The sequence below is a fragment of the Acinetobacter sp. ABJ_C1_1 genome (assembly GCF_044684115.1).
Lineage (GTDB): Bacteria > Pseudomonadota > Gammaproteobacteria > Pseudomonadales > Moraxellaceae > Acinetobacter > Acinetobacter nosocomialis_A.
In genome coordinates, this window is the sequence record NZ_JBITPU010000007.1 from 81,706 (window position 1) to 106,660 (window position 24,955).

Sequence of the window (24,955 nt, forward strand, 5' to 3'; positions counted from 1 at the left end):
AATATATGAAGTTTTATTAATTAGACTCCAATATGTCTAAGAGTTTTTACTAATCCATCAACTTTTTACGGCGATACAACCCACAATCCCCTGAAAATAGCGCTGCCAATAAACAAGTAATAATGGCGTAAGTGGCAACATTCATTCCAAATAGTTCAATCGCTAAAATAATAGACGTTAACGGTGCCTTACTCGCCCCAGAAAACAAACTGACTAACCCTAAGCCTGCAAGCAATGAAAGTGGTAGGTTTAAAACCGCTCCTAAAGCATTCCCTAATGTTGCACCCACATAGAACAACGGCGTAATTTCGCCACCTTTAAAACCCGACCCTAAAGTAATGGCAGTAAAAACAGTCTTGTTAAAAAAGTCGTAAAATTCAATCGGTACATAAAAAGATGCAATGATTTTATCTGTACCTAAACCGTTGTACTGCTGATGCGCAGTGAACAACGTCAGTAGCATAATGACAATACCGCCGACCATGGTTCTTAATGGCAAATAGCGGATGTATTTATAAAAGAGATCACTTGCCAAGTGAATGGCAGCAATAAAGAAACGCGCAGCTAAACCAAAGACTAACCCTGCCGCAATTAAGCTCATGAGCGTGCCAAAATGAATGGCTGGAAACTCACTAATGACATAGTAGATGTGCGGGTGAACAATATCGAATAGTTCAGGGATGGTCGATGCAATAAGCGCCGACACAAAACACGGGAAAATAGCTGAGTATCTTAAATTACCTAAAGCGGTAATTTCTAAACCATAAATTGCCCCTGCCAAAGGCAAGCCAAACACCCCTGCAAAGCCTGCACCAATACTGGCGATTAAACAGATTTTGCGGTTATCTTCCGAGATTTTTAAAATATGGCTCAAGTGGTCAATTAAGGCACCTGAAAGCTGTACGGCTGGTGCCTCACGCCCTGCCGAACCACCAAACAACTGCGTTAAAATTGAGGTGATAAAAATGATAGGACTCATTCGTTTTGGAATAAACGACTTGGGCTGGTGAATTTCATCTAGGAGTAAATGTGTTCCCCGTTCAATCGGCGAACCATATTTTTTAATGAGGTAACCAATACCAAAACCCACAAAAGGCAAAAAGTAGATCAACCAATGATGCAAACTTCGGACTTTGTTTGAAATATCAAAAGCGACAAAAATTAAAGTCGATGCCAACCCCGCTACGACTCCAATCACAATCGAGATAACGAGCCAATAGACACTGTATTTTAGAATTTGATCATATTCAGATGAAGGTAGAATTTTCATTCGCTTTCTTCAATTCGCCTTTGAGTGAGTGCCAAATTCTCAAATTATTTTTATGCTGCCAGCTCATTAAGTGAGAAATGCTTAAACTGGGCTAAAAATTAAAGCTCGCATAAGCGAGCTTCAAATACAGTGATCAATATTTATACCACCAATCTGTGACAAATATCTCATAACCCGTACACGCTTTCAAGGTGTAAATGGTTAATGAAAACCTGAAAAATGCCTGATTGAGTTAATTAATAAGCATTCGATTTGACCTGATCAAATTACAAGCATTATCAAGCCAAATGACCTATTTAAATATTAATTAATAGTCGCAATCACAGTTTCTGCATGGCAGGTCGCGCCCTTCTCTGCACTAAACTGAATAACGCCACTACGGTGCGCCACTACCTGCACTTCCATTTTCATGGCTTCCATAATGGCAACCACTTGGCCTTCCGTCACCTGCTCACCATTTTCAACTTTCCAAGTGCTAATCACACCATTAATTGGGGCAAGTAAATGCTCAGCACTTACTTCTGGCTCGGCCGTTTGGGCTTGAACGGCGGTTGCTGGTCCTTGTGCAAACATTCCTGCTGGTAAACCTAAACGGTGTAACTTACCATCAATTTCAATGTAGCTGAGCAACATCGGTTGTTGATGGTTTGGAATACCACGTTTAGTCGGCTTTAACTCTTGTTTAAAATCATTTTCGATCCAACGCGTATGTACATTAAATTCTTCGGTAAAGTCAGGTTCATTGAGTACTGCACGGTGAAAGTCTAAAACTGATGCCACACCTTCAATTTTAAATTGCTTCAAGGCACGTTTAGCGCGAGCAATTGCAACTTCACGGGTTGGACCAGTGACAATCAGCTTTGCCATGAGTGAGTCAAAGTGACTAGACACTAATGATCCAGTACGAACACCAGTGTCCACGCGTACACCGTTACCAAACGGCGCTTCAAACAAACTCAACACGCCAAAGGCTGGAATAAACCCACGTGCTGGGTCTTCGGCATTAATACGAAACTCAATGGCGTGGCCTTGGGCTTTTGGTGTTTCTTTAATAGAAAGCACTTCACCTTGCGCAACACGAATTTGCTCAACCACCAAATCGACTTTTGATGTTTCTTCGGTAACTGGGTGCTCAACTTGCAAACGTGTATTTACTTCTAAAAATGAAAGCTTACCGTCACGACTCAGTAAATATTCAACTGTTCCTGCACCTACATAGTTTGCAGCCTGACAAATGTTTTTTGCCGAGGTTAAAATTTGCTGGTAAATCTCATCGCTAACAAATGGCGCTGGCGCTTCTTCGACTAACTTTTGGTTACGGCGTTGCAACGAGCAATCACGTGTACCAAGCACGACAATGTTGCCATGTTGGTCGGCAATCACTTGCGCTTCTACATGGCGCGGTTTATCGAGATATTGCTCGACAAAACATTCACCACGGCCAAAGGCAGCTTTTGCCTCTCGTACTGCCGACTCATAAAGCTCTTGAACTTCTTCGAGTTTCCACGCAACTTTTAAGCCGCGGCCACCGCCACCAAACGCCGCTTTAATGGCAATCGGTAAACCATATTGCTTGGCAAACTCTAAAGCTTCCTCTGCATTATTAAGTGGGTCTTGTGTACCCTGAACTAACGGCGCACCGACCGAAGCAGCAATTTTACGTGCTTCGATTTTATCGCCTAGTTTTTCAATGGCACTTGGTGATGGCCCGACCCATTTTAAACCCGCATCAATCACAGCTTGAGCAAACTCAGCACGCTCAGATAAAAAGCCGTAACCAGGATGCACCATAGTCGCTTTCGATTTCTTTGCAACTTCGATAATAGCAGGAATATTTAAATAGGTTTCACTGGCAGTCGCACCAGCTAAGCTCCATGCTTCATCTGCAAGTTCGACATGCATGCTGCCAATATCGTCATCTGCATATAACGCGATCGATGAGATGCCCATGTCACGGCAAGCATGAATAATACGAACGGCAATTTCACCACGGTTAGCAATCAATAATTTTTCTGTATTCATCTTTCATTCTCAAAATCTGTAAATTCGGCAATTTTTTTAAATTTGATGCGACAACCTGCTGGAATCTGTGCCACCAAGTCCCAATGGTGTTTAGCAACAGAGCCAATGACCGGATATCCGCCCGTTAAAGGATGATCATTCATAAACAAAACGGGTTGCCCGCTCGGTGGAATCTGTAAAGCACCAATGCATGTACCTTCACTTTCCAACTCGTAAGTAATTTTGCGAGTTAGAGGCTGTGCACCTGAAAGTCTTAGCCCGACGCGGTTGCTTTCATTGGTTACCAGCCATTCTTGCTGACAGAGCAGTTCAATACTGTCTCGTTCAAACCAGTCTGTACGCGGCCCCATCACAATATCTAGCTCAACCACTTCACGAGCTTTTGGCAAATCGCTTTTGGCCACTTCATTTAGGCTAATGTTGGCTGCTTGAACCTGTCCTTGATAAATGGTATCTCCAAGCTTTAAAGGTTCTGGCCCTAACACCGCCAAGCTGTCAAATGAGGCACTATTGAGTACTGGTTCAACGTCTATACCACCGCGAACGGCCAGATAGTTTCTTAAACCTGCTGTTGGTGGCTGAATTTGAAATTCATCACCTTCATCCAAATCAATCGGTTGATAGCTTGCAAAGTCTGCGGTTTGACCAACAGCAAATTTCACACGAATGTTTGAAATAGCACCTGCAACTGCAATAACACCTGCATGTTGCATTTTGGCTTTTAGGCCGCCATTTAAAACTTCAATGACGGGTGTAGCGGTTGGGTTACCCACAATACGGTTAGCACTATGCATGGCAGACAAATCCATTGCACCTGCAACCCCAACACCAATATTGGTCTGGTTTAAGCGCCCTTCATCTTGAATGAGCATCTGTAAACTTGGCGCAGTGATCGTAAACAGTGGCAGAGATTTTTTCGGCTCAACTGTACGCGTGATTTGCTTCGGTACAGTCACAGTGGTTGGGCTATGCGTGACATCTTCAAAATGAACGGTCATGCCCGGTAACAGCAAAGCAGGATTTTTACGCTCTAAATCCCACATTTTTTCCGATGTGGTTCCAATCAGCTGCCAGCCACCCGGACTGTCTTTTGGATAAATACCAGAGTATTTCCCAGCCAAGCCCAACGAGCCTGACGGTATTTTTTTACGCGGAACCGTTAAACGCGGAATATCGGTAAAAGGCTTATCGGGACTACTCATATAAGCAAAGCCCGGTGCAAAACCAATAAAAGCCACATTCCACACGCTTTGGTGATGTTTTCTAATCACATCGGCAACAGACAGCCCTTGTAGCTCGGCAACTTGCGCAAGGTCTTCACCGTCGTAACGAATCGGCACAATCACTTCTTGGCTGCTACGCTCAAATCCAGAATCAACTTTGAGGCCCTGAATTGAAGCAACCAGCGTTTTAAAGTTGGTTTCGATCTCGTTAAAAAAAACCAAAATTGTTTTTGCAGCAGGGACTAAGTCTTTAATTCCATTCAATTGCGTATTTTGCAATTTATTGTACAACGCCAAAGTTTCCTCTAGGCTCGCAAGCTCAATCAGAAAACAGTCGACGTTTACCGATAAAAAACGCATTTGCTTATCCTTTTAATTCTTCTTTAGTCCAATTAGCCAATCCAAGCGCGGTCAGGAATGTCGGTAATAAACATGTGACCCGGTGCATGACTAATCGCAAAAGGAATTTTTGAGTTCATCACTGCGGCTTGCGGTGTTACTCCACACGCCCAAAACACTGGAATTTCACCTGCTTCAATACGAGAAGCATCACCAAAGTCTGGCTTATTTACATCCGAAATTCCTAAGCTTTCAGGGTGACCAATATGTACAGGTGCACCATGTACACTTGGCATACGTGCGGTAATTTTTACCGCTTCACTAATTTGATGCGATGGAATTGGTCGCATGGAAACCACCATATTTCCAGAAATACGCCCTGCTGACTGGCACTGAATATTGCTCAGATACATCGGTACATTGGTATCGTCATGAATATGGCGAACTTCAATACCTGCTTCTTGCAAAGCCGTTTCAAACGAAAAACTACAGCCAATTAAGAAAGTCACCAAATCAGGATGGGCGTTGTAAATCTCGCTCGCATCGGTCACTTCATCGACCAGTTCGCCATCTTTCCAAATGCGATAACGCGGGAAGTCGGTTCGGATGTCTGAGTCTGCTGCAAGCTTAGTTGCATAGATACCTTCTTCGAGCACATCAAGCACTGGACAGCTTTGCGGATTACGGTGTGCATAGAGTAAAAAGTCATATGCCCACTCTTTTGGCACCGAAATCATGTTGACCTGCGTCATGCCCGCGGCCATGCCTGCGGTCGGTTTATCAAAACCTGCACGGATTTTTAAACGCGCATCTAAAGCGGCTTCAAGCTGAGCTGGGTCGACTTTAATATCCTTATACATGGTGCTCATCCTTATGCTTTGTTTACAAACGGGCGGATTTCAATATTGTTTTTTACAAGCTCGGCTTTAATGGCTGCTGACATTTCTAATGCACCGTCAGTATCGCCATGTAAGCAAATAGTGTCGGCTTGAATTGGGGTAAATACGCCATCAATTGACTCGACACCACCATTTTTAAGCATTGACACCACACGACTCGCAACAAATGCCGAGTCGTGTAAAACCGCACCTTCTAGACGGCGGGAAACCAATGAACCATCGCTGTTATAAGCTCGGTCTGCAAATGCCTCAGATACCACTTTTAAACCAGCAGCTCGTGCCTGCTCGACTAAGTTTGACCCAGCCAAAGCCACTAAAACCAGTTCAGGGTTATACATTTTAATGGCATCAATCACTGCGGCTGCTTGAGCTTGGTCATGTGCAATGGTGTTATAAAGCGCGCCATGTGGTTTAACGTATTGCACTTTTGAGCCCGCCACTTTCGCCAAGCCATCGAGTGCAGAAATTTGATAAAGCACATCGGCAATCAGCTCGTCACGCGACAAATCCATATTACGGCGGCCAAAACCAACAAGGTCTGGATAAGACACATGAGCACCAACGGTCACACCAAGCTCCACTGCTTTACGAACCGTTTTTAAAATGCCGAGTGGATCGCCAGCATGGAAGCCACAAGCAATATTTGCACTGGTCACGACTGGTAAAATCTGATCATCATTACCCATTTTCCATGAGCCAAAGCTTTCACCCAAATCACTATTTAAATCTACAAACATGGCATTATTCCTTTATCACTTAACAAAGTCTGGCTTAAAGCTTGGTCAAATAGTTAAATACTGTCGTAAATGACATATAGCCCATCCACCATGTCAACAGACATGTTAACCCACCCAAAATAAGCAACCATTTTGGATAGTTATAATTACCCATTAAATCTTTACGGCATGCAGCAACATACACAAAAATTGTAAGACCAATTGGCAACACCAAACCGTTAAAACCACCTACAAAAATGAGTAGACCCGCTGGAGTTGCACCCAATAACACATAGAGCAATAAAGCCAATGCGATAAAGGTAATGGTCGTATAGTTGGTTTGTTTTGGTGTTAAGTTCTTTTTAAACGCAGTAAAGAATGACACTGAAGTATATGCTGCACCGATAGTACTACTAATACCCGCTGCCCAGAAAATTAAACCAAATAATTTAAAACCAAATGTACCCGCTGCATATTGGAATGCTTGAGCTGCTGGATTGGCGTCATGGCTGGCTAAATCAATTGTTGCACCGCTCACCACCACACCTAAAAACGCTAAAAACAGCACATAACGCATGATACCAACGACAACAATGCCCTTGGTCGCAGCTTTTGCAACTTCATCAATATTTTCAGGGCCAACCGCGCCTTTATCGAGTAACCGGTGTGCACCTGCATAGCAGATGTAGCCACCAACCGTACCACCAACAATGGTCGTAATAATGGCAAAGTCGATATGATCTGGAGCAAAGGTTTGATGTACAGCTTGACCAACTGGAGGCATTACAATAACGGCAACAATAATAATCAGGAGAATTTTAAGCAATCCCAACACGATCATGCTTTTATCCATGGCAAGCGTTGCTTTTCTTGATGCAAAAATCAAAATCGCTAAGGCACCACTTAAAATACCGCCCCACTTTGTGTCTAGGCCAAAAAGTGCATTTAAACCTAAGGCTGCACCTGCAATGTTACCCACACTAAAGAAAAAACCGCCCAAAATCACCAGAAACGCCAGTAAATAACCACTACCCGGTAATGCTTTATTGGCAATATCCGATGCACGCATTTGAGTAAGTGTCACCACTCGCCAAATGTTTTGTTGAACAACATAATCAATCAGAATGGAAACTAAAATTGCAAAGCCAAATGCAGCACCTAACTTCACTGTAAATACAGCAGTTTGGGTTAAAAATCCTGGCCCCATTGCAGAGGTCGCCATCATAAAGATTGAGGCAACAATGGCCCATTGGCGATCTGATAAAAAAGAAGATTTCAGTAAAGACATATTAATGCGTTCCTCATCCATTTGAGCTTAACAACGCTATTTCAAGTTGAACCAAGAACACCATTTTTCGTCCCAAACGATATTCTTTAATCCTTTAAAATGACAAAGATTCCCTATTCCCCAATCAACTTAATCGGTGATCAAATCTTGTATCTCAAATAAAAACATAGCTAATCCCTACGAACAATAAGACTTTTTACATAAATTAAAATTTTTAAGTTTTTGATTTTTATTATTTTTTAATTTTATTAAAAGTCAGGATAAATTTTACTTATCAAACTATATAAGCTGCTTTTATGACTTTGCATACAAGCAGCAGTAATTTAGATAAGAAAAATGAGATGAAAAGATCATCAATCCTGCTTATTTTTTGATTTGCTCATTGAGTCTTTTCATGGCACTTGCCGACACTTTTACAGCAACTTCTGTCAGTTTTTCTTTCAAGGCAACATCATTGCCATGAATATAAATAGAGGTGAAATGAAAGGTCTTTAAGCGAATAGGCGTATTTAATATTTCCAGCCGACCATCGGTAATTTCCTTTAACGCCGTTAAAGTCGGTACGACTGCAATACCCAAGCCCTGCTCGGCAAGACGTAATAAAGTCGCTAATGAATAACTGGTAATTGAAAGCGGCTCATCAATGCCCTTTTCTTTCATTTTGGCCTTTAATTCTTTATAGGGATAGGTAATTTTTGGATAGGTTAAAATGGTATGCGACATTAAGGCTTTAAAAGACATTTGCCCAATTCCACCTTTAAATGAAGGTGCTGCCAAGAAGCTCAGCTCAAAGTTACATAGCGACTGTTCAATACACTCAAAAGCCAACGTTGGTCCAAGTAAAAACGCCATGTCCAAGTCACCTGTACGAACGCCTTCTTGTAAGTTAGGTGTCAGGTCAACCACAATTTCGACTGAAATTTTTGGGAACTCTTGTTGAACTTTTTCAATATATTCAACGAGCCACGTATATACAATGGTTTCGGAAACGCCTAAACGGATGGTTCCCGTCAGGTGTTGGTTTTCGGTCAGTTCTGCGACCAGATCGGTTTCTAGGCGCATAAACTTTTCGGCATACTTAAATAAGGTCATACCTTTATGGGTCAGTTTAAACTGCCGCATGCTTCGATCTAAAACTTTAAAACCTAATTCATTTTCAAGAGATGTGATTTTTTGAGATACCGCAGGCTGTGTCGTTTGTAATTTAGTCGCGGCCTTATTGAAGCTATTTAAAGTCACAACCCAATAAAATGCTTCAAGATTCTTTAAATTCACGTTTCATCCTGTCTTAAAAATTCCTTTACTTTTATAGTATGTAAGCTTTTAGCGTGTTAAGGCCAGCAAAAAATAAATATTTAACTAACGTTAGTCATCCAAATTTTTAAATGCTTTAGAAAGCTGACTAATTGTTTTGATCTGTTTTGCATAACGGCGGCATGATCGGCATGCCAACAAATGCAGTTGTAAACTACTTTGCTCACGTAAGAAAAGCGGTCTATCTTGTTTTTCAGACAATAGTTGAGTGGCTTGTCGACATGTCAACATGAACAATCCTCCTTCAATAACCATTTATTTTCTAAGCATTCGCGTAATCGGGTACGACTTCGATACATCAACACATTAAAGTTTGAAATAGATAGCTCCAGCTTGCTACAAATTTCGTTAGAACTCAGTTCTACCACTTCTCTCATCATAAAAACCTGAGCATATTTGGCAGGCAAATGATCTAAACAAGCTTCAAAAATTATCCAGAAATCTGACTGTTCCATCATTTCTTCTGGGCTTTGCCATGCTTGAGGTGCTTCATATTTATGCCAGTGTCCTGAAGCATCAAACAACTCGTCGATACTGAGTTCGCTTTCCTCATCTTTAAATAATTCAGACATGGCGACCAAGCGTGACTTTTGCCGAACCACATCAATAATTTTATTTTTTAAAATTGCGAATACCCATGTTTTGAACGCAGCCCGTCCTTTAAATGAATCTAAATTTTGAAAAGCACTGGTTAAAGCTTCTTGCACTACATCCTCAGCTTGCGGAAGTGAGGATAACTGTAAAAAAGCAAATTTAATCATTTGCTGTCTTAAGTCTTGTAAAAAGGCTGGGTTATGCAGTTGATCCCCTAGGTCGTCATGACGTGATGCCGCGGCTGAAGTCATCCTTGTACCTCTTTAAAATCATGGGGAATTTGGATTAATTGTAGTCGGGTTAAGAGGTTTTTGAGTTCTTGAATTTGCAGATAAATTTTAGGCTCAGACAAATCAGTGAGTACAGATTGAATGAGTGTGAAAATATCATGGTCAGTTAACGCTATATTTTGAGTTAACTGTTCAATCAGCATAGCAAATAAAGGGGAAAGCTGTTCAATACATACTTTGTCTTGTTCATCTCGCCAAACCATAATTGCTCCAGGCATAGGCTCGACCTGTTCTGGAGTTATTAAAGTTGTCCACGTATAAACGGGATATTGATAAACCAATACCCATGCCTTCGTGGTTAACTGCCAAGCATAATTTTCATGTAAAACAACATCTTCAATTTCAACTGTGTCTAAATATAATTCTAGCCATTCAAACTGTAATAACTCAGCCAACCAAGGATACTCTTGTAATATCGGATGCTGTTGCTCTGTTAAATACTCTCTAAACTCTAAAGAGATATCATTGTATAAAGGTGAGCGGCTTTTAGCTTTTTGAAAAAACTCTAAGAGCAATTGTTGCCACTTTAATTCTGGCAACATCGCACGAGCTACCGGATAAACCAAGTTAATAAATGAGCTGACATTATTAAAAAGTAAATCCCGATAAATTTGCATTCTTTGAGGAGGAAGTGCTTGAGGTAGTTCCAAATCAGGATCACGAATCCAGTCACAAAACTGTTGCTGCATGGTTTGGAAGGATATTTGATTTCCCTTCATAGCCACTCTCCTGTTGTTGAATGAGTTTAATTTTGGCCAATTCCTCTTCTAATTCTTCCCATGATGGAATATTAAAGTCGCGTTCTAATAAAGTCGGTTTTACTCCACATACTTGATAGCTATATCTCAGTAACTCCCAAACACGGTCACAGACTTCTGCCCCATGCGTATCAATTAATAAATTTTTCTGAACTTTTTCATGCCCAGCAATATGTAAATAACGGATTCGTTCTTTTGGCATTTTCTGAATAAATCCAAATGCATCGCTACCATGATTGATACTGTTGACATAGACATTATTTACATCAAGGAGCAAATCACAGTCTGCATGTTGAATCACTTGACCGATAAATTCAGCTTCACTCATTTCGGCATTCGGCATTAAATAAGTAGACACATTCTCTATGACTAATCTTTTTCCTAAAATATCTTGCACACGTAAAATACGTTCAGCCACATATTTAACAGCGGCTTCTGTCATCGGTATGGGCAACAAATCATATAAATAGCCGCCATCATTTGTATAACTTAAATGTTCAGAATAAATTGGCACTTCGTATTGTTCTAAAAAGCTTTTTACTTTACCTATAAATTCGAGATTAAGTGGATGTGGTCCTCCAATAGATAATGACAAGCCGTGACAAATTAACGGTGCTTTTTCAGCACACTGTGCGAGTAATTTTGCATGTCGACCACAAAAACCTAACCAATTTTCTGGGGCAACCTCAATAAAGTCTGGATATGTTTTTGCAGCTAGAAACGAATCTATAAAGTCACGTCTTAAACCAAGCCCCACACCAGTCAACTCCATCATGGTGATTTCTCCTTTTGGAAATGATGCCGACACTTACGAGTAGGCCGACATCATCCATGATTAGATTGTTTACTTGGCGCCACACTTGCCATCAGCAACTTTTTTATCTGCACCGCACTTGCCGTCCGCTGCTTTTTTAGTTGCACCGCATTTACCATCTGCTGCTTTTTTATTTGCTCCACATTTTGCTTCAGCAGATTTTTCATGTTTTTTCATTTTATTGGCTCCGCATTTCGCTTCACCACATTTACCATCGGCTGCTTTGGTTGCATGTACTTCAGTTGTCGTATTGGTTGCTGCTACAGCCATTTGCGTAGCACCTGCAACTGAAAGTGCTAATAATGCTGCCACTGAAGTCATTGAGTTGAGTTTGTTCATTTTCGTATTCCTTTAATGCTAATTTCTCGGTTTGTACACATGTACATAAAGTTAGACGGACCAAATCCTTTTTTATTACACCGTAAATAAAAAAATTTTTTATGTAAGAAATACAGTTTCCATCCGACTAATTATTATTCAATCGCATTGGATGTGAAATTATCATGAAGAACTTTATTTATGGCTTATCTCAATATTATCAAACCCTCGGTAAGTCTTTACAACATATTGACGGCATTGCCGCATTGGCTATTCGATTGTACCTCGTCCCTATATTTTGGATGGCGGGTACAAATAAATTGATGCACTTCAATGACATTGTAGAATGGTTTGGCAGTTCAGATGGAGGATTGGGACTTCCTTTCCCCTATTTAATGGCTGTGCTTGCAACGTCAACTGAACTGGCAGGTGCCATACTCTTAACACTGGGTTTATTTACTCGTTTAATTAGTATTCCTCTTATTATTACCATGTTAGTTGCAATATTTACGGTACACCTGCCAAATGGATGGCAAGCAATTGCAGACCCGCATGCTCCCTTCGCGAACATGCAAGTATTGGCTTCTGCTAAAAAGTTAGATAAAGCTCGTGAAATCCTACAGAACTATGGCAACTATGACTGGCTTACATCGAGCGGTTCGTTTGTTATTTTAAATAACGGAATTGAATTTGCCGCGACCTATATGATTATGCTACTTGCCCTGCTTGTACTTGGAGGTGGCCGTTACTTTAGTTTAGATTATTGGATTAGAAATAAATTACGCTAATCAACTATTGCGCCAGCGGTCATGTTTACAACCGTTGCGGTCATTGAATTCGCATGTTCCGAGGCAAGAAAAGCAACGGTTTCTGCAACTTGTGAAAGTGTCGGTAGTCGTTTTAGCATGGTGCTCTGAGCAGCACCTTCAAGCCATTGCCCTATGCTGAGCCCCATGGCCTGTGCTTTAGACTCAAACAATTCGCGTGTATAAGAGCCCGCTTGAACAGCATCAATAATTGCATGTGAACGCACACCGAGTACCCGTATATTCTTAGGGCCTAGCTCACTGGCAAGCGCTTTAATAAATGCCTCAATACCAGCACAGCCCACAATGTGCCCTAAATGTCCAGGTATCGCCATTCGTGCTGAAGGTGCCACAATTGAAATGATGGTTCCATCGCGCTCACCGCCCATAAAAGGCACCGCAGCTTTAGAGATATTAAACTGCGCCGTTAGAAATGGATTTATTCCCCCTACAAACTCATCAAGGTTTAATTCTAAAATTTCTTTGCCTTGATTATGAATAAAACTCGTCGCATTAATGACGGTATCTAAGCCATTCGTCGCTTGGGCAATTTGAGCAACTGCCTCACTGGTTGCTTGGCTATCTAGCACATCAACATTAACGGTATGTACCGCGCTTTCGTATTTTTGTAGTTGTGCCGCAATGTTTTGCAGTTTATTTAAATCTCTTGCGCATAAATAAACATGTGCTTCTTCACGAAGGAAAACCTGCGCAATCGCAGTGCCAATTGCACCGCTGCCTCCAAAAATTACTGCTACTTTTCCCTTGAGCAACATACGGCATCCTCTTGTTATTGTGCGCCATGGTTAGGTTATGACACACAATCAAAAGTGATGCAATTTTATACAGATTAAAGTTTGTATGAACTTATGGCAAATGAACAAAAATAACGTCTAAGTCTTGTTTTGGTACAAACTTAGTTTTGGTCATTTGAAATTGAGTCGGACTAATTTTGTTGACTTTGCCATCCCAACAAAATGAAACCAGTTCGCCTTTATCACGTTCAATTGTTAACTTAAAGTTTTCAATAGGTTTTGCCCAGTTAGCACCTGTCGTCAAAATATAACCTAACGCACTAAACGGCGAATGTTCTGCCTGAGCTTTTTTAAGACCCTGTTTAAATTGTTTGTCCATGCAAAATTGCTTACTATCTTCGTCTGGTGTGAGCCCTACAGAACCACCGACTAAAGGTTTATATTCATGATGAATTTTAGTCAAACTATTGGCTTTGAAAGTTTGCTTCCAGCTATAAATAACTTGAGATGACCACGGGATCACATCATCTTTTTCAAATTGAGCTAAAATTTTCTGCATTTGTGGTTTATTACATTTGTTTAGCTTATCTTGATAATTCAAATAATCATAGTTACTACGAATCCATGGATTCAGCATGTCTTTTTCAGTAAAGCCACATTGCTTAAACTCATCGGTTACATCAATTAAAGGTGATTTTTCATCTTTTTGAATAAACGTTCTGACATGCATTTCAGGTTTTATATTTTTACCATCTACTACAATTTTAAAGCTTTTTAAAAGTGCGTCTGTGTCTGCAAAATCAGCTTCAAAAAAGTTATCTACACGTGGTAGCGGAAATAAAACGGTTTCAGTGACATCCTTATTACTTAAATTTTTATATAGATAATCGACCTTAATGATTTTTTTACTAATAAATAGATCTTCACTTTGCATCGCAACTTGTGAGTTTTTTAAATACTGAATGCCACCTGTGCCAACATAACCCGTCGAGTCATTGGCTAAGCTATAGCTTGAGAGTGGAACCAAAACAGCTAAAGTCATTGCAAGCTTTTTCATTTTAAAGTCTCTATATCATTTTTTGATTATGAAATATCAACCTAAATGATAGCTGTTTTAAGATTAAGTGCTGTTAATATTTTTGATTCTTCTAAACCATACCAATATAAAATAGGGTAAATAGATTGCATCAACCACCCTTAAATGTGATTGATGCATTTTAAATTAAGAATAAATGAAGCGAATTTATTCTTTTATAGCTTTACACGTGATTACTTCGCTGCATTCACACCAACAATAAACTGGCTACAATTAGAACCTTCAGAAGCATTACCTAACTGCTTTTCAGAAAAGTTAAATTTTGATGCCACAGAAGCATAATCTTTCTTAAGGGTTTGACCTGTAAGCTCACCTAACTCTTTTACTTGTTCAGGCTTTAAAATTTCGTGTTCAACTGCCTGATTGACCATTACACATGCTGTTGTCATAGCATCATAACGTGCGGCAGTTTTAGAATAACCTAGAGCACCCACTACACCACCAACAATTAAACCGACTACTACAGCCAAAGTTACATGCATTTTATTCATTTTAAATACCTAAAAAATTTTAACTAAAGACGAGCACTTTAAGAGTTTGTGCTCAAGTAGATGTAAGATAACTGCTTTTATTTGATACAAAAAGTTAGATTCTGTCAGATTTATTGATAGTTGAGGTATCTATACCTAAGCCCTGCTCATCCACAAATTTTCCGATATCGAGCATCATCCATGGTGTCTCAAGAGAAACTAAAAAACCTAACAAGTTAGTTCAAAATTAAATATTTTCATTATGTTTTATATAAATGCCCTTTCGGGCATTTAATCAGTTCTCACCATCCCAGTACCAATACACTTCACCCCAGTCCATTTCTGAAAGTATTGGCAATATGGCACCTTGCGTAAAATACAGTCGTGTATCTGGTTTAGCTGGAGTAATCCAATGACCTGTTTTAACACAAGCTTCGCCACCTTTTACTTTTATACGTTCTGGCTCTTCCTTATTTGGAACCACATTTGATAGTGTACGCGCAAAATCTACTAAGTCTTTTGGATAGAACTCATGCTCACGATATAAGGTATCATCTATCCCCAACAGCCATGTCACCGCTGCAGCTTCCCATGACCAATAGCCGTAATATGTGAAACCGTCATTTATATCCGTTTGTGGATGTTGATCATGATAAGGCTCTCTACGGCTCGCCTCATACCAACCTTCTAAATATTGCAGCATTAAAGCGGGGCGTTGCTCAGGTGCAGCATTAAACACCTTAATTAACTTTCGATAAGGTAAATGTCTTCTGGCTTCATCTGGTGGTGTGCCGCGGTCTGCTACAAAGGGAGCAACCAGACGCTCGATTAAACCATCTTTCTCTTGCCCTTCTGGTGTGGCTTCAACATAGTCAATAATCGGCATAATACGTGCCATTTGGTCTGCATAACCTGTCAATAAACTAAAACAGACTAAACCAATAGTCTTCTGTACCTAAGCTAATATGCCACACATAGCGACCATCGGCATCAGGGCTTAAATTATATAAATGACTGGTTTCAGCATATTCTTCCATCCAATGAAGTACGTAAGGATAAAGTTCCTTGATGAAGCTGATATCTCCACCTGCTGAATAGTGTAAAGACATTAAATCTAGAGCATCAATGATTCTTCTTCTACCTGCTGCAATATAACCACCAAACTTTTTTTCATTCTTATAATTACTAAAACCATCAGTAACTGAATACAATCCATTCACAAATGTATCAAATCGGTCATGATACATTTCTTCATCAAGTAAAGAATCTCTATATACGTCATTTCCATGTATTTCTAACTCTAGCCATCTTTGCCAATCTATTTCTTGATCATTGACTGTTATTGACATTCTTAACGCTCCAGCATTTCATTTGGTAAAACAAACTCTAAAGTAATCGCATGTGAGGTCACAGTACGGGTACACTTCGGTTTATCCAGACCTTTACATTGACTATGATGATCAAAAATAGATTTCCCAATATCGAGCATCATTCGTGGAGTATCAAAAGAATCTAAAAACTCTAATAAGCTATTCCAAAATTGAAGTAGCTTATTCATTGATCTTTATAAAAATATCCTTATTAACGCCCTTTTATTCAACCAAATACCAAATGGTTTCACCCCAAGGATTATCTTTAATCTCTGGCATGATTTCACCTTCTGTAAAATAACGCTTTTCCATATTATTTGCAGGACTATACCACTCACCTGTTTTCGGGCAAATTTCACCACCTAATACCTTAATGGTATTTTGCTCTAACTGTACTGCATGAATTTTATTGACTCGTTTTCCTTCAGGCCAATGGCTATCTTTATCAAAACGAGCAATCCATTGTGGAGAGTTCTCTATATCAAATCTTGGGTTAGGATCATCATCCCATGCATCTAAAGTCGTTAATTTTAAATCGTTACAACGAATTGGCTTAATAAGCTCATTTGCCATCACCAATAAATCTGGAATACCCTCTTCGACTGGATAAAGTGATAATTCTCCAAGTCGAATCCATAGACTGAATTTTTCAGGGTCTGCTGGATCTGGTAATTTAGTAATCTCAATTCGTGGATCATTGAGCTTTAAGCGGATTTGCTCCTCGCTTAACCCTAACTTTTCTATCCAATAAGGGGAAAGTAAAAAACACCATGTTGGAGTTCGTAATCCAGTTCCAAGTGCTGAAGAATTAATATATTCATCACTATCATCATGGGTATGACTCATATTCCCTGGATGATCGATATCTAAACCATAGAAATAGTCACTAAAAATACGCTCTGCAATTTCAAATTCTGGAGAAACCACAGGAAATTGAGCACTACATCCAATTTCATATCCACTATAAGCTTGTATCGGATTAAGCTTCATTAGACAATTTTTAACAAATGCATACCATTTATTCTTATTTTCTCTAAACCACTTATCTCCAAATGAAATTTTTAGACTAGAATACCTTGAACCATCATCACGAATATTGCTTTGTAAAGCCCAACGTGCACTTTGGATATCTGAATCTCCTGTCGTAGCTGCTATAAAATATACAAAATATTTTTTATAACTCTCATGCATTTCTTCTATCATTGTTTGACGTGATGGTTTCCATTTCGTTGCATTTTTCCATGTACTAGCACCACTTTTTGATTTTCGATAACGCAACTTAAAGGACTTATCAATTATTTCATTTTCAAGCTCTTCGTAAATATCTATGATTTTATTGGCTACATCTTCTACTTCATCATCTTGATGATAAATATAAAAGGTAATGTATGGACAAATACCAAACTCCTGATCTTCCTCACCATAAATAATTGAAGTATCAAGTGGAATATCCCGTACTAATTCAAAAATCTCTTCATCATTTAAATAAGTTTCAGAAGTACTCATGTAATATTCCTTAATTGGTTTTACGCTTTTTATTCGCTGTTGTAGGCTTCGACTCTTTAGCTTCTGTAGTTGATGCATCTTCAGGATAGCGAAACAATGATAGTTTTAATCCTTTATTGGCTGTAGTTTTGCTAGTGAACTTAGCTTTTACAAGCGATTTAATCAGCTCTATCACTTTGTGCCTGTATTTTCGAATTTATTTATTTCATCGTATACATGGTATAAAAAAGCCTATCAGCTAGATAGGCTCCATATTAATAAATTAAATAGATAAAAATATTATTCATTTTCCATATCTAAATACCAAATAGTCTCTCCCCAAGAATTATCTTTAATTTCAGGCATAATTTCACCCTTGGTAAAGTATCTCTTCTGCATATTATTAGCAGGGCTATACCACTCCCCTGAGTATGGACAAAAATCTCCAGCGTCACACTTTAATATCTGCCTGTCTAACTCATCATTATCAGGATGGCTAATTATCTCCCAAATATTTCCGTCATAACGTATAAGTCTTTTATAGGTTAGAACCCAAAGAATATTTTCTTTAACTTCAACTGATATTATTCCTTGAATTGCTTCTAACTCTGAGACTAGGGAATACCTTCCCTCTTCATACTGATAAAGGCCTTGTTCAGAAGCTATATAAATTTTATTATTATAAAAAGCAGCATTATAAAATGTAGAATTAATACTTATATCTTTTAAATTCTTAAATCCACTATCAATATTACCTCTTAAAAGTGTGCCATATTGTCCCAGAACAAGAATGTTTTTTCCATCAGGACAAGGAATTATCGCATATAGTGCAGAAGGCGTTATACGATCAACTTCAAGCCATTTTAAACCATTAAAAAATGCAATAAAACCTTCATCATTTTGTGTTCCACACACATAAATATTATTATTATCAAAACTATTTATATCATAAAGATTCTTCTTAAAAGTTAAATCTTGATTATCATTTAGAAAAAAATCATCATTTTTAGGAAATTCTAAAGGTTTTTCTTCTAAGTTATTGGCGATACTCTTCCAATTTTCCTCATCATAAATATAAATTTTTGCACCATCTCCACAAGCATAAATATTATCTTGAATTACACGTAAACGGTTAAATTGTCCATATATAAACTGCTCATTAGTAACAGGACATATTTGTTGGTACTCTTCACCAGCCTGCTGAAAAATCTCTACATTTCCCTCTTTATCAAGCGAGATTAGAGATCTATTATTTAATAAATTCGCGTAAGCCACTGAAATAACTTTCCAGCCATCTAAATCATGGCTAGACCAATTTATATCTGATTCATGTCGATAAATAAATACCCTACTAAAAGTATCCCATGTATCTAATTCATCAATACTAGCAGAAAGGTAATAGTTGTTATTACTAATAGCGCATCCTGAACTAAAAGTAATAGGTATTTTTTTCATATTCCAATAACTTCACTTATTTCCAAGTTTTCATTTATATCTTTGGAAAATACAAAATAGGATAAAGAAAAATCTTGTGCTTTATAAAATACCCTTGTGGGCATTCAATTAATTTTCACCATCCCAAGACCAATAAACTTCCCCCCAATCAGTTACTAACTGAGGAAAAGCATCGCCTTGTTTAAAATAAGCTCTCGAATTAGGTTTCGCAACTGTATACCAATATCCAGTTTTAGGACATTTTTCATTTGCACTCACAGTTAAAGATATTTTTTTATATTCTTTATTATCTGGATGATCAAAAATTTTCCAAAAATTTCCATCATATCTACCTATAAGTTTATTAGTAAAAATCCATAATGTATTTTCAGTAGAATCTACTTTAAAAACAAGATTATTATCTATTTCCTCATGAATATTCACTTTAGTAATTTCATTTTCATAAAATTTATATAAACCGCATGCCGAACCTATATAAAGAATATCATTAAATTCAGTTAAAGAATAAAAATCATCTTTTATACTTAAGTTTGTTTTACGATTAAGAGTAGTATCCTGATTAATTTCTATTAAATTTCCATATGTTCCACATGCGATTAATTTTCCATCTTTTTTCGGAATAATTGAATATAATGTAGCAGGTGTAACTTTTTTCAATATATTCCATCGTTTACCATCATAATTTGCAATTAATCCATTATCTCCGATACGACCTACACAGAAATAATTACCACTTATTTCACATATATCTATAACAGAAATATCATCCTCATTTTCAAGAGATTCAAAATCCAGTATTTGATTATTACTCGATTTTAAACCATTTGATAAGTCAAACCATTTAAATTCATTAATGTAAACTTGGCCATCATAGCCACAAGCAAATAACTTATTATTTTGAAATTTTATTGTGGAGAGATAACCACGATCTTTACTCCACTCTTGATTTAAACCAGCTCCATCTATATTTTTAAAATTACTAACTTCACCATCAAACTCTTCAATTTCACCTTCATCACTTAATGCTATTAACTTGTTATTATTCTCAACATTATAAAAACATACATCAACTACAATAAAATTAACATCATGATAATACCATCCACCTCCATTCTCTTCAGTATAATCGTACATAAACAATCGACTAAATTGTTGATTGTCATCAAAGTTATCCAGTGAGCTTGCTACATACACCATATCATCTGAGATAGCGCATGCTGCATTAAAAGTTACAGATGATATTTGTGTCATAGTTTTTTTCCACCTTGTTTTGTATTGGTAGCAGGTTTAAAAATATTTGCGTCTATAGACATTTTTCCAGTTGGATCAGCTGTAACCTTAAAATCAGGTCCCATACCATACCCTGCATGATAAGCTCTTAACTCTGCTAAAAGTATAGCTTTATTACATTTCAATACTTTTGAAACTGAAAATGCCCCTATTAATTCAAGCTTTTCCAATGTTGTCACACCTTTAGGGTTTGATACTTTTCCTAAAACTCTTTCTTTTTTATCATAATAGGAATGAATTTGTCCGTGCTGAAGCTGTCTCCCTTTTCCTGTTACACATACAACTAAACCTTGTCCTTCTGTAATTGAACCAGGAATTCGATTACTAGTATCTGTTCTTAGTCCTAATCTGAATGCTCTATCTGGTACCACATGATGACCTGTTTTACCTTGTGGTTTACATGTATCAGGTTTATAAGGTCTTAAAGTACAAGGATTATTTATATCTTTATCTTTTGGTTTCTCTTTTTCAGGCACCTCTTTCTTTTGCTGATGCTTCTTTTCTGTTTTCTTACCAGAATTGACATTTACCTCATAACGTCCTGTAGGTACATTCTTACCTCCCCCACCTGCATGTGCCATGGCTAATGGCTGTTGAGGTAATAAATGACCAATTGCCTTATCTACTTCATCACACAACTGATCAATATACTTTTTGATGGTGTTTAAAACATGGTTTAAGGTTGCCTGAAATTTTGCTAAGGCAGCTTTCAATGCACCATTAAACTTCTTCAAGCACTGATTAATCACTAATAGGATTCGATTAATGTTATTTTTTAAAGCATTAAAACCTTGTGTCGCTATCCCTTTCCATGGTCGAGATCTTAACCATGCTTCTGGTGCTTTGCCCCATGGACATTTGACTTTGAGCTTTGTTAAAGCTTCTTCAAAATACTCCATGGCCTTAAATAACTTTACCTTGCTGACATCTTTTGCTCGGCTCGATTTCGCAATAGTTTTGATTGCTGAACCAATTTCAGGAATGATACCCACACTTGTCAAAGCAAGTGCCATATAATTATCTTGAGTTCGATCTTTTTCATCCGACAAGGTAATAAGGTTGGCAATGACATCACGAACATCACAAACCTGATCTGCAATAGGTATAAGACTAATCAATCCACCAACAATAATCTGAGACATTGAAGGGTCTTTATTAAAGTCACCTTTGAGCATTCCCCATAACCAGCTACCTTGATCAGCAATTACTTTACTTGTGTTATAGCTGCTTACCGCCTCATTGTAGTGAGCTTGTCCACTGTAAAATAATATCTTTTCCCACCATGATAAATTAGGGTCAGGCTTACTTGTATCATAGTCCATATAACCTTTATACATAGCTGGATTATCGTTTAGATACTTTGCTAATTTTTCAGCACCATACCAAAACTGCCGTTGTATTTCTGTAGGTCGTTCTGCGATCTTTGACCAGAATTGTTGATTTTGAGGATTTGGCATAATTCTTTATTCCTCTTTTCCAGTCTTTATAGTGCTTCCAAGTTTAGTAAACCAATCATCTACTTCTAAAGCTGGAAACTCATCTTTACTTTGGTCTTCCCCATATTGAATTTTGGCTCGTCCAGCAGGTACACCACTCACAATAGCTTTACCAGAAGCATCTAGTTTTCCTTTACGGACGGAACCATCAGATAATAAAACCTCATAATCAGCACCTTTAACAGGTGTTCCATCACTATGTAAATATTCCAATAATAAGTCATCAGTTTTTGTTTGTAGTGCGGGTAATGGAGGTAAAACATAATTTGCCTTTGCTCCCCCCATAAACACATGCTGCCCAGCTTTCACCTCAAACTTACCGCCCGTGACAGGGAAAATACCCGAACCATTAATCTTGATTTGAGAACTACCGGCTGTAATAACAATTTCTTTAGAAGCACTAATAGCAATCTTGTCTTCTGTTGAAATAATCTGAATGCCTTTACGGGCAATTAAATCTGCTCCATCACCTTGGGCTTGTATTTCAACCTTTCCTTTGCCCGCATACAGCCGTGTTCCCTGTTGGGCAGCAAATAGACTTAACTTATTTTGAGCATGTGCAATCAGGTTCTTTTGAGTGCTTATATTAATGCTATCGCCGGCACTTTGGCTTAACTGACCATCTGCACTTAGGTGTATATCTTCATTACTCGCTACCGCAATACTGTTAGGTGCGGTTAATACCATCAAGGCTTGCTTGAAAGCAGCCGCTTTGTCTTTATCTTGCTGTTCAATCTGTTCTAAGAAAGTTTTTAGATTATCTAATACTTCCAATGGGTCAGTTTGCTGGTTTTTAGCCACTTCGCTAAGTGCCTTAGCATTATTAAGACCACCTTCTATTTGTTGTTTGGCATCGGCTGCGTCTAAATGTGTGCCTTGAGCTTGATCTTGTTTATGAGTGGTAATGAGTAAACCCTTACCTGCTCTAACAGCACCCCACTGGTCAGTTCTCAGTTCAAAACCTTCGCCACGACCATCACTTTCCGATTTGTCTTTTGGGTGGCTTAAGTTACCTAAGTTTAACTGACTAGCCGCATGGCTACTTTGCAGCTGAGCACTAATTTGCCCAGTCGTATCATCAAGACGTAACTGATTAAAACCTTTGCCACCTACTTCTTCTGAGCGAATACCACTCAACTTTTTAGTGTCGGGTAGGTGTCCTTTCTGATCAAACTGGGTCGGGTAGCGTTCAGCTTCGTGAATACGTCCCGCCACAAATGGTCGGTCAACATTACCGTCAAAGAAATCAATCACAACGATTTCACCGACACGTGGCAAGAAGCGTGCCCCATAACCTTTTCCAGCCCACGGGGTTAAAACATCAACCCAAGCCGAGTCTGTGTCATTGTCGTTACTCCCTGCTCCACCATCATGGCGGTGGTCATCAGCTCGGGTAAACAAGAAACGAACTTTAATGCGTCCCCACTGGTCAACATAAATTTGCTCGCCTTCTGGTCCAACTACACGCGCACGTTGTACAGAGGCTTTAGGTAGATTTTCCAAAGGTTGATACTCTGGAACGACTTTAATATTACGGCGTTGTAAAATCAGTTCATTACCTTGGCGCTCGTCTGTCTGACTCGCTTGCCAATGGCTTTGTTGAACTAAAGCTTGAATTTGTTGGTTTAAGTCTTTCGGTAAGTTGTTTTGGTTATAGTAATGCTTACCAATGATTAGAAACTCTTTATCCGCACCGGTATGAAGATCAATTTCAGGGTGTTCATTCAGCTCAAACCAATAGCCGACTTGAGTATCTCGTACTGTAGTTTGAGCAATAAACTGCTTGGACTGAGCATCATGAAAAGCGCTTAAGTTCTGATTGAACTTTTCTAATTGTTGATTACTTGCTGAAGTTGCACCATCTTCACCTTTTAAATCTTGCATCCATGCCGGACTAAAGTGCCATGCATCTTCAAGACTTAAACTTTGGTTGTCATAGTTAGAGCTATGCTCATGTTTGCTTTGTACACTGCCTACCCCATCTGTTTGCTCTAATACATCTGACTGCCAACGCTGCACAAAAACAGAAGTGGGCTGTAAACTACGGTTAGCCATAAGGCTGGTCATGCTATCAAATTGTTCAGTTGCATGACTTCGATGATAGCGAATTGTTCTTCTTGTTAACGCTTGATATTGGTTATTGTCATCAATAAGACGTAGTTTTTGTGGCTGAATATGATCTGTATTGCTTGGTACAGTCAGCTCAGCTTCATCAATGAGCCAGTTAATGCCTTCACTACGCCATAAACGAGTTAAGAAATCATAGTCACTTTCATTGAGCTGCATAACAAAAGGACGGACATCATAGGTCTGTTTCAACCCGCTCAAATCTAAAGTCAGACTAGATGCAAATAATGGACTTTTCCCCTGCCATTCCTGAAATAGAATCTCACTAATTTCTTTAACACTCTTGTTCATAAACACACGACTGTTTCTGCGTTTATGCCAGAGATAAGTTGGATCACTTATGGTGAGTTTATATAAGGTTAGAGCACCATCACTTTGCCCCTGCGATGCTCCAATAATAATACCTGTAGTACGGAAAAAACTTCCTCGATCTGTTACTTGGTCAACAGCAACCCGCACTCCAATAAATGTCTTGAGTGCAATATGGGCACTGGTTGATAAACAAATCAGCTCGGCTGTCATACCCTGATTAAGAGAATGTTGCCCATCTATACGTTGTAAAAAAACTTGACTATTCAGTGATGCATCTGAAAACTGGAGATACACCGAACGATGTTGTGAGAGAAAACCAATACTCTCTAAAACTTGGGAAATATTGTTAAACATTACATTTTTATAAATTGGGATCATAATCAACTATATTTTATAACAAAATATACAGAACTGTCTATTTTATGCTATTTCAAAATAGATTTAAGCA

Annotated in this window: 22 protein-coding genes and 2 pseudogenes; 1 reads left to right on the forward strand and 23 read right to left on the reverse strand. The window is 38.6% G+C overall.

The genetic code is table 11. The features are described from left to right. Nucleotides 1-49: 49 nt before the first annotated feature. The 12 genes from ACG59Z_RS10320 to ACG59Z_RS10375 all read right to left on the reverse strand — a co-directional run bounded on the left by ACG59Z_RS10320 (nucleotide 50) and on the right by ACG59Z_RS10375 (nucleotide 11,866). The gene (locus ACG59Z_RS10320) at nucleotides 50-1,270 is read right to left on the reverse strand and encodes a chloride channel protein (protein WP_400199171.1); all 1,221 of its coding nucleotides are present in this window, start codon (nucleotides 1,268-1,270) and stop codon (nucleotides 50-52) included. 303 nt (nucleotides 1,271-1,573) lie between these two features. Continuing rightward, nucleotides 1,574-3,292 carry an acetyl/propionyl/methylcrotonyl-CoA carboxylase subunit alpha gene (locus ACG59Z_RS10325; protein ID WP_400199173.1) on the reverse strand — a complete coding sequence of 573 codons (1,719 nt, stop codon included), beginning with the start codon at nucleotides 3,290-3,292 and terminating at the stop codon, nucleotides 1,574-1,576. After that, entirely contained in the window at nucleotides 3,289-4,875 is a 1,587-nt protein-coding gene (locus ACG59Z_RS10330) for a 5-oxoprolinase/urea amidolyase family protein (RefSeq protein ID WP_400199175.1), read from the reverse strand. The genes ACG59Z_RS10325 and ACG59Z_RS10330 overlap by 4 nt, the downstream gene beginning before the upstream one ends. A 32-nt stretch (nucleotides 4,876-4,907) precedes the next feature. Further along, entirely contained in the window at nucleotides 4,908-5,723 is an 816-nt protein-coding gene (locus ACG59Z_RS10335) for a putative hydro-lyase (protein ID WP_400199177.1), read from the reverse strand. 2 nt (nucleotides 5,724-5,725) lie between these two features. Continuing rightward, nucleotides 5,726-6,490, reverse strand: coding sequence for a LamB/YcsF family protein (locus ACG59Z_RS10340; protein ID WP_004793259.1), 765 nt, complete (start codon nucleotides 6,488-6,490; stop codon nucleotides 5,726-5,728). 34 nt (nucleotides 6,491-6,524) lie between these two features. Next, a complete protein-coding gene (locus ACG59Z_RS10345; protein ID WP_077168285.1) occupies nucleotides 6,525-7,778 on the reverse strand; it encodes an NRAMP family divalent metal transporter in 1,254 nt (417 codons plus the stop codon). A 342-nt stretch (nucleotides 7,779-8,120) separates the two neighbouring features. After that, the gene (mumR, locus tag ACG59Z_RS10350) at nucleotides 8,121-9,032 is read right to left on the reverse strand and encodes a LysR family transcriptional regulator MumR (RefSeq protein ID WP_396482323.1); all 912 of its coding nucleotides are present in this window, start codon (nucleotides 9,030-9,032) and stop codon (nucleotides 8,121-8,123) included. Between the two features lie 90 nt (nucleotides 9,033-9,122). Next, nucleotides 9,123-9,302 (reverse strand): zf-HC2 domain-containing protein, encoded by a 180-nt coding sequence (locus tag ACG59Z_RS10355; protein WP_311071727.1) that lies wholly within the window; start codon nucleotides 9,300-9,302, stop codon nucleotides 9,123-9,125. Next, entirely contained in the window at nucleotides 9,296-9,916 is a 621-nt protein-coding gene (locus ACG59Z_RS10360) for an RNA polymerase factor sigma-70 (RefSeq protein WP_400199183.1), read from the reverse strand. Before ACG59Z_RS10360 ends, ACG59Z_RS10355 begins: the two co-directional genes overlap by 7 nt. Next, the gene (locus tag ACG59Z_RS10365) at nucleotides 9,913-10,674 is read right to left on the reverse strand and encodes a DUF2063 domain-containing protein (RefSeq protein ID WP_400199185.1); all 762 of its coding nucleotides are present in this window, start codon (nucleotides 10,672-10,674) and stop codon (nucleotides 9,913-9,915) included. Before ACG59Z_RS10365 ends, ACG59Z_RS10360 begins: the two co-directional genes overlap by 4 nt. Continuing rightward, nucleotides 10,625-11,488 carry a DUF692 domain-containing protein gene (locus tag ACG59Z_RS10370; RefSeq protein ID WP_400199187.1) on the reverse strand — a complete coding sequence of 288 codons (864 nt, stop codon included), beginning with the start codon at nucleotides 11,486-11,488 and terminating at the stop codon, nucleotides 10,625-10,627. The genes ACG59Z_RS10365 and ACG59Z_RS10370 overlap by 50 nt, the downstream gene beginning before the upstream one ends. A gap of 69 nt (nucleotides 11,489-11,557) precedes the next feature. After that, a complete protein-coding gene (locus ACG59Z_RS10375; protein ID WP_004709615.1) occupies nucleotides 11,558-11,866 on the reverse strand; it encodes a hypothetical protein in 309 nt (102 codons plus the stop codon). Nucleotides 11,867-12,030: 164 nt separating this feature from the next. On the opposite strand from ACG59Z_RS10375, the gene ACG59Z_RS10380 reads away from it, so the two are divergent. Continuing rightward, nucleotides 12,031-12,633: a DoxX family protein gene (locus tag ACG59Z_RS10380; RefSeq protein WP_400199189.1), complete on the forward strand. Its 603-nt coding sequence runs from the start codon at nucleotides 12,031-12,033 to the stop codon at nucleotides 12,631-12,633. Here ACG59Z_RS10380 and ACG59Z_RS10385 read toward each other — a convergent pair. From ACG59Z_RS10385 to ACG59Z_RS10435, 11 genes and pseudogenes are all read right to left on the reverse strand, one after another. Then, nucleotides 12,630-13,427 carry an SDR family NAD(P)-dependent oxidoreductase gene (locus ACG59Z_RS10385; RefSeq protein ID WP_400199190.1) on the reverse strand — a complete coding sequence of 266 codons (798 nt, stop codon included), beginning with the start codon at nucleotides 13,425-13,427 and terminating at the stop codon, nucleotides 12,630-12,632. The genes ACG59Z_RS10380 and ACG59Z_RS10385 overlap by 4 nt on opposite strands. Nucleotides 13,428-13,518: 91 nt before the next feature. After that, nucleotides 13,519-14,463, reverse strand: coding sequence for a DUF4424 family protein (locus ACG59Z_RS10390; RefSeq protein ID WP_400199192.1), 945 nt, complete (start codon nucleotides 14,461-14,463; stop codon nucleotides 13,519-13,521). A gap of 212 nt (nucleotides 14,464-14,675) precedes the next feature. Beyond that, on the reverse strand, nucleotides 14,676-14,993 hold the full coding sequence (locus ACG59Z_RS10395) for a hypothetical protein (RefSeq protein WP_400199194.1): 318 nt from the start codon (nucleotides 14,991-14,993) through the stop codon (nucleotides 14,676-14,678). 274 nt (nucleotides 14,994-15,267) lie between these two features. Then, nucleotides 15,268-16,321 (reverse strand): annotated as a pseudogene (locus ACG59Z_RS10400) (PoNe immunity protein domain-containing protein). A gap of 2 nt (nucleotides 16,322-16,323) precedes the next feature. After that, nucleotides 16,324-16,443 (reverse strand): annotated as a pseudogene (locus ACG59Z_RS10405) (hypothetical protein); the annotation flags it as partial. 121 nt (nucleotides 16,444-16,564) lie between these two features. After that, on the reverse strand, nucleotides 16,565-17,848 hold the full coding sequence (locus ACG59Z_RS10410; protein ID WP_400199196.1) for a type VI immunity family protein: 1,284 nt from the start codon (nucleotides 17,846-17,848) through the stop codon (nucleotides 16,565-16,567). A 10-nt stretch (nucleotides 17,849-17,858) separates the two neighbouring features. Beyond that, on the reverse strand, nucleotides 17,859-18,023 hold the full coding sequence (locus ACG59Z_RS10415) for a hypothetical protein (protein WP_400199198.1): 165 nt from the start codon (nucleotides 18,021-18,023) through the stop codon (nucleotides 17,859-17,861). 104 nt (nucleotides 18,024-18,127) lie between these two features. Beyond that, nucleotides 18,128-19,282 (reverse strand): hypothetical protein, encoded by a 1,155-nt coding sequence (locus ACG59Z_RS10420; RefSeq protein ID WP_400199199.1) that lies wholly within the window; start codon nucleotides 19,280-19,282, stop codon nucleotides 18,128-18,130. A 108-nt stretch (nucleotides 19,283-19,390) separates the two neighbouring features. Further along, the gene (locus ACG59Z_RS10425; RefSeq protein WP_400199200.1) at nucleotides 19,391-20,533 is read right to left on the reverse strand and encodes a hypothetical protein; all 1,143 of its coding nucleotides are present in this window, start codon (nucleotides 20,531-20,533) and stop codon (nucleotides 19,391-19,393) included. Beyond that, a complete protein-coding gene (locus tag ACG59Z_RS10430; RefSeq protein ID WP_400199202.1) occupies nucleotides 20,530-22,029 on the reverse strand; it encodes a hypothetical protein in 1,500 nt (499 codons plus the stop codon). Before ACG59Z_RS10430 ends, ACG59Z_RS10425 begins: the two co-directional genes overlap by 4 nt. 6 nt (nucleotides 22,030-22,035) lie before the next feature. Beyond that, nucleotides 22,036-24,861 (reverse strand): DUF2345 domain-containing protein, encoded by a 2,826-nt coding sequence (locus ACG59Z_RS10435; RefSeq protein ID WP_400199204.1) that lies wholly within the window; start codon nucleotides 24,859-24,861, stop codon nucleotides 22,036-22,038. Nucleotides 24,862-24,955: the final 94 nt, after the last annotated feature.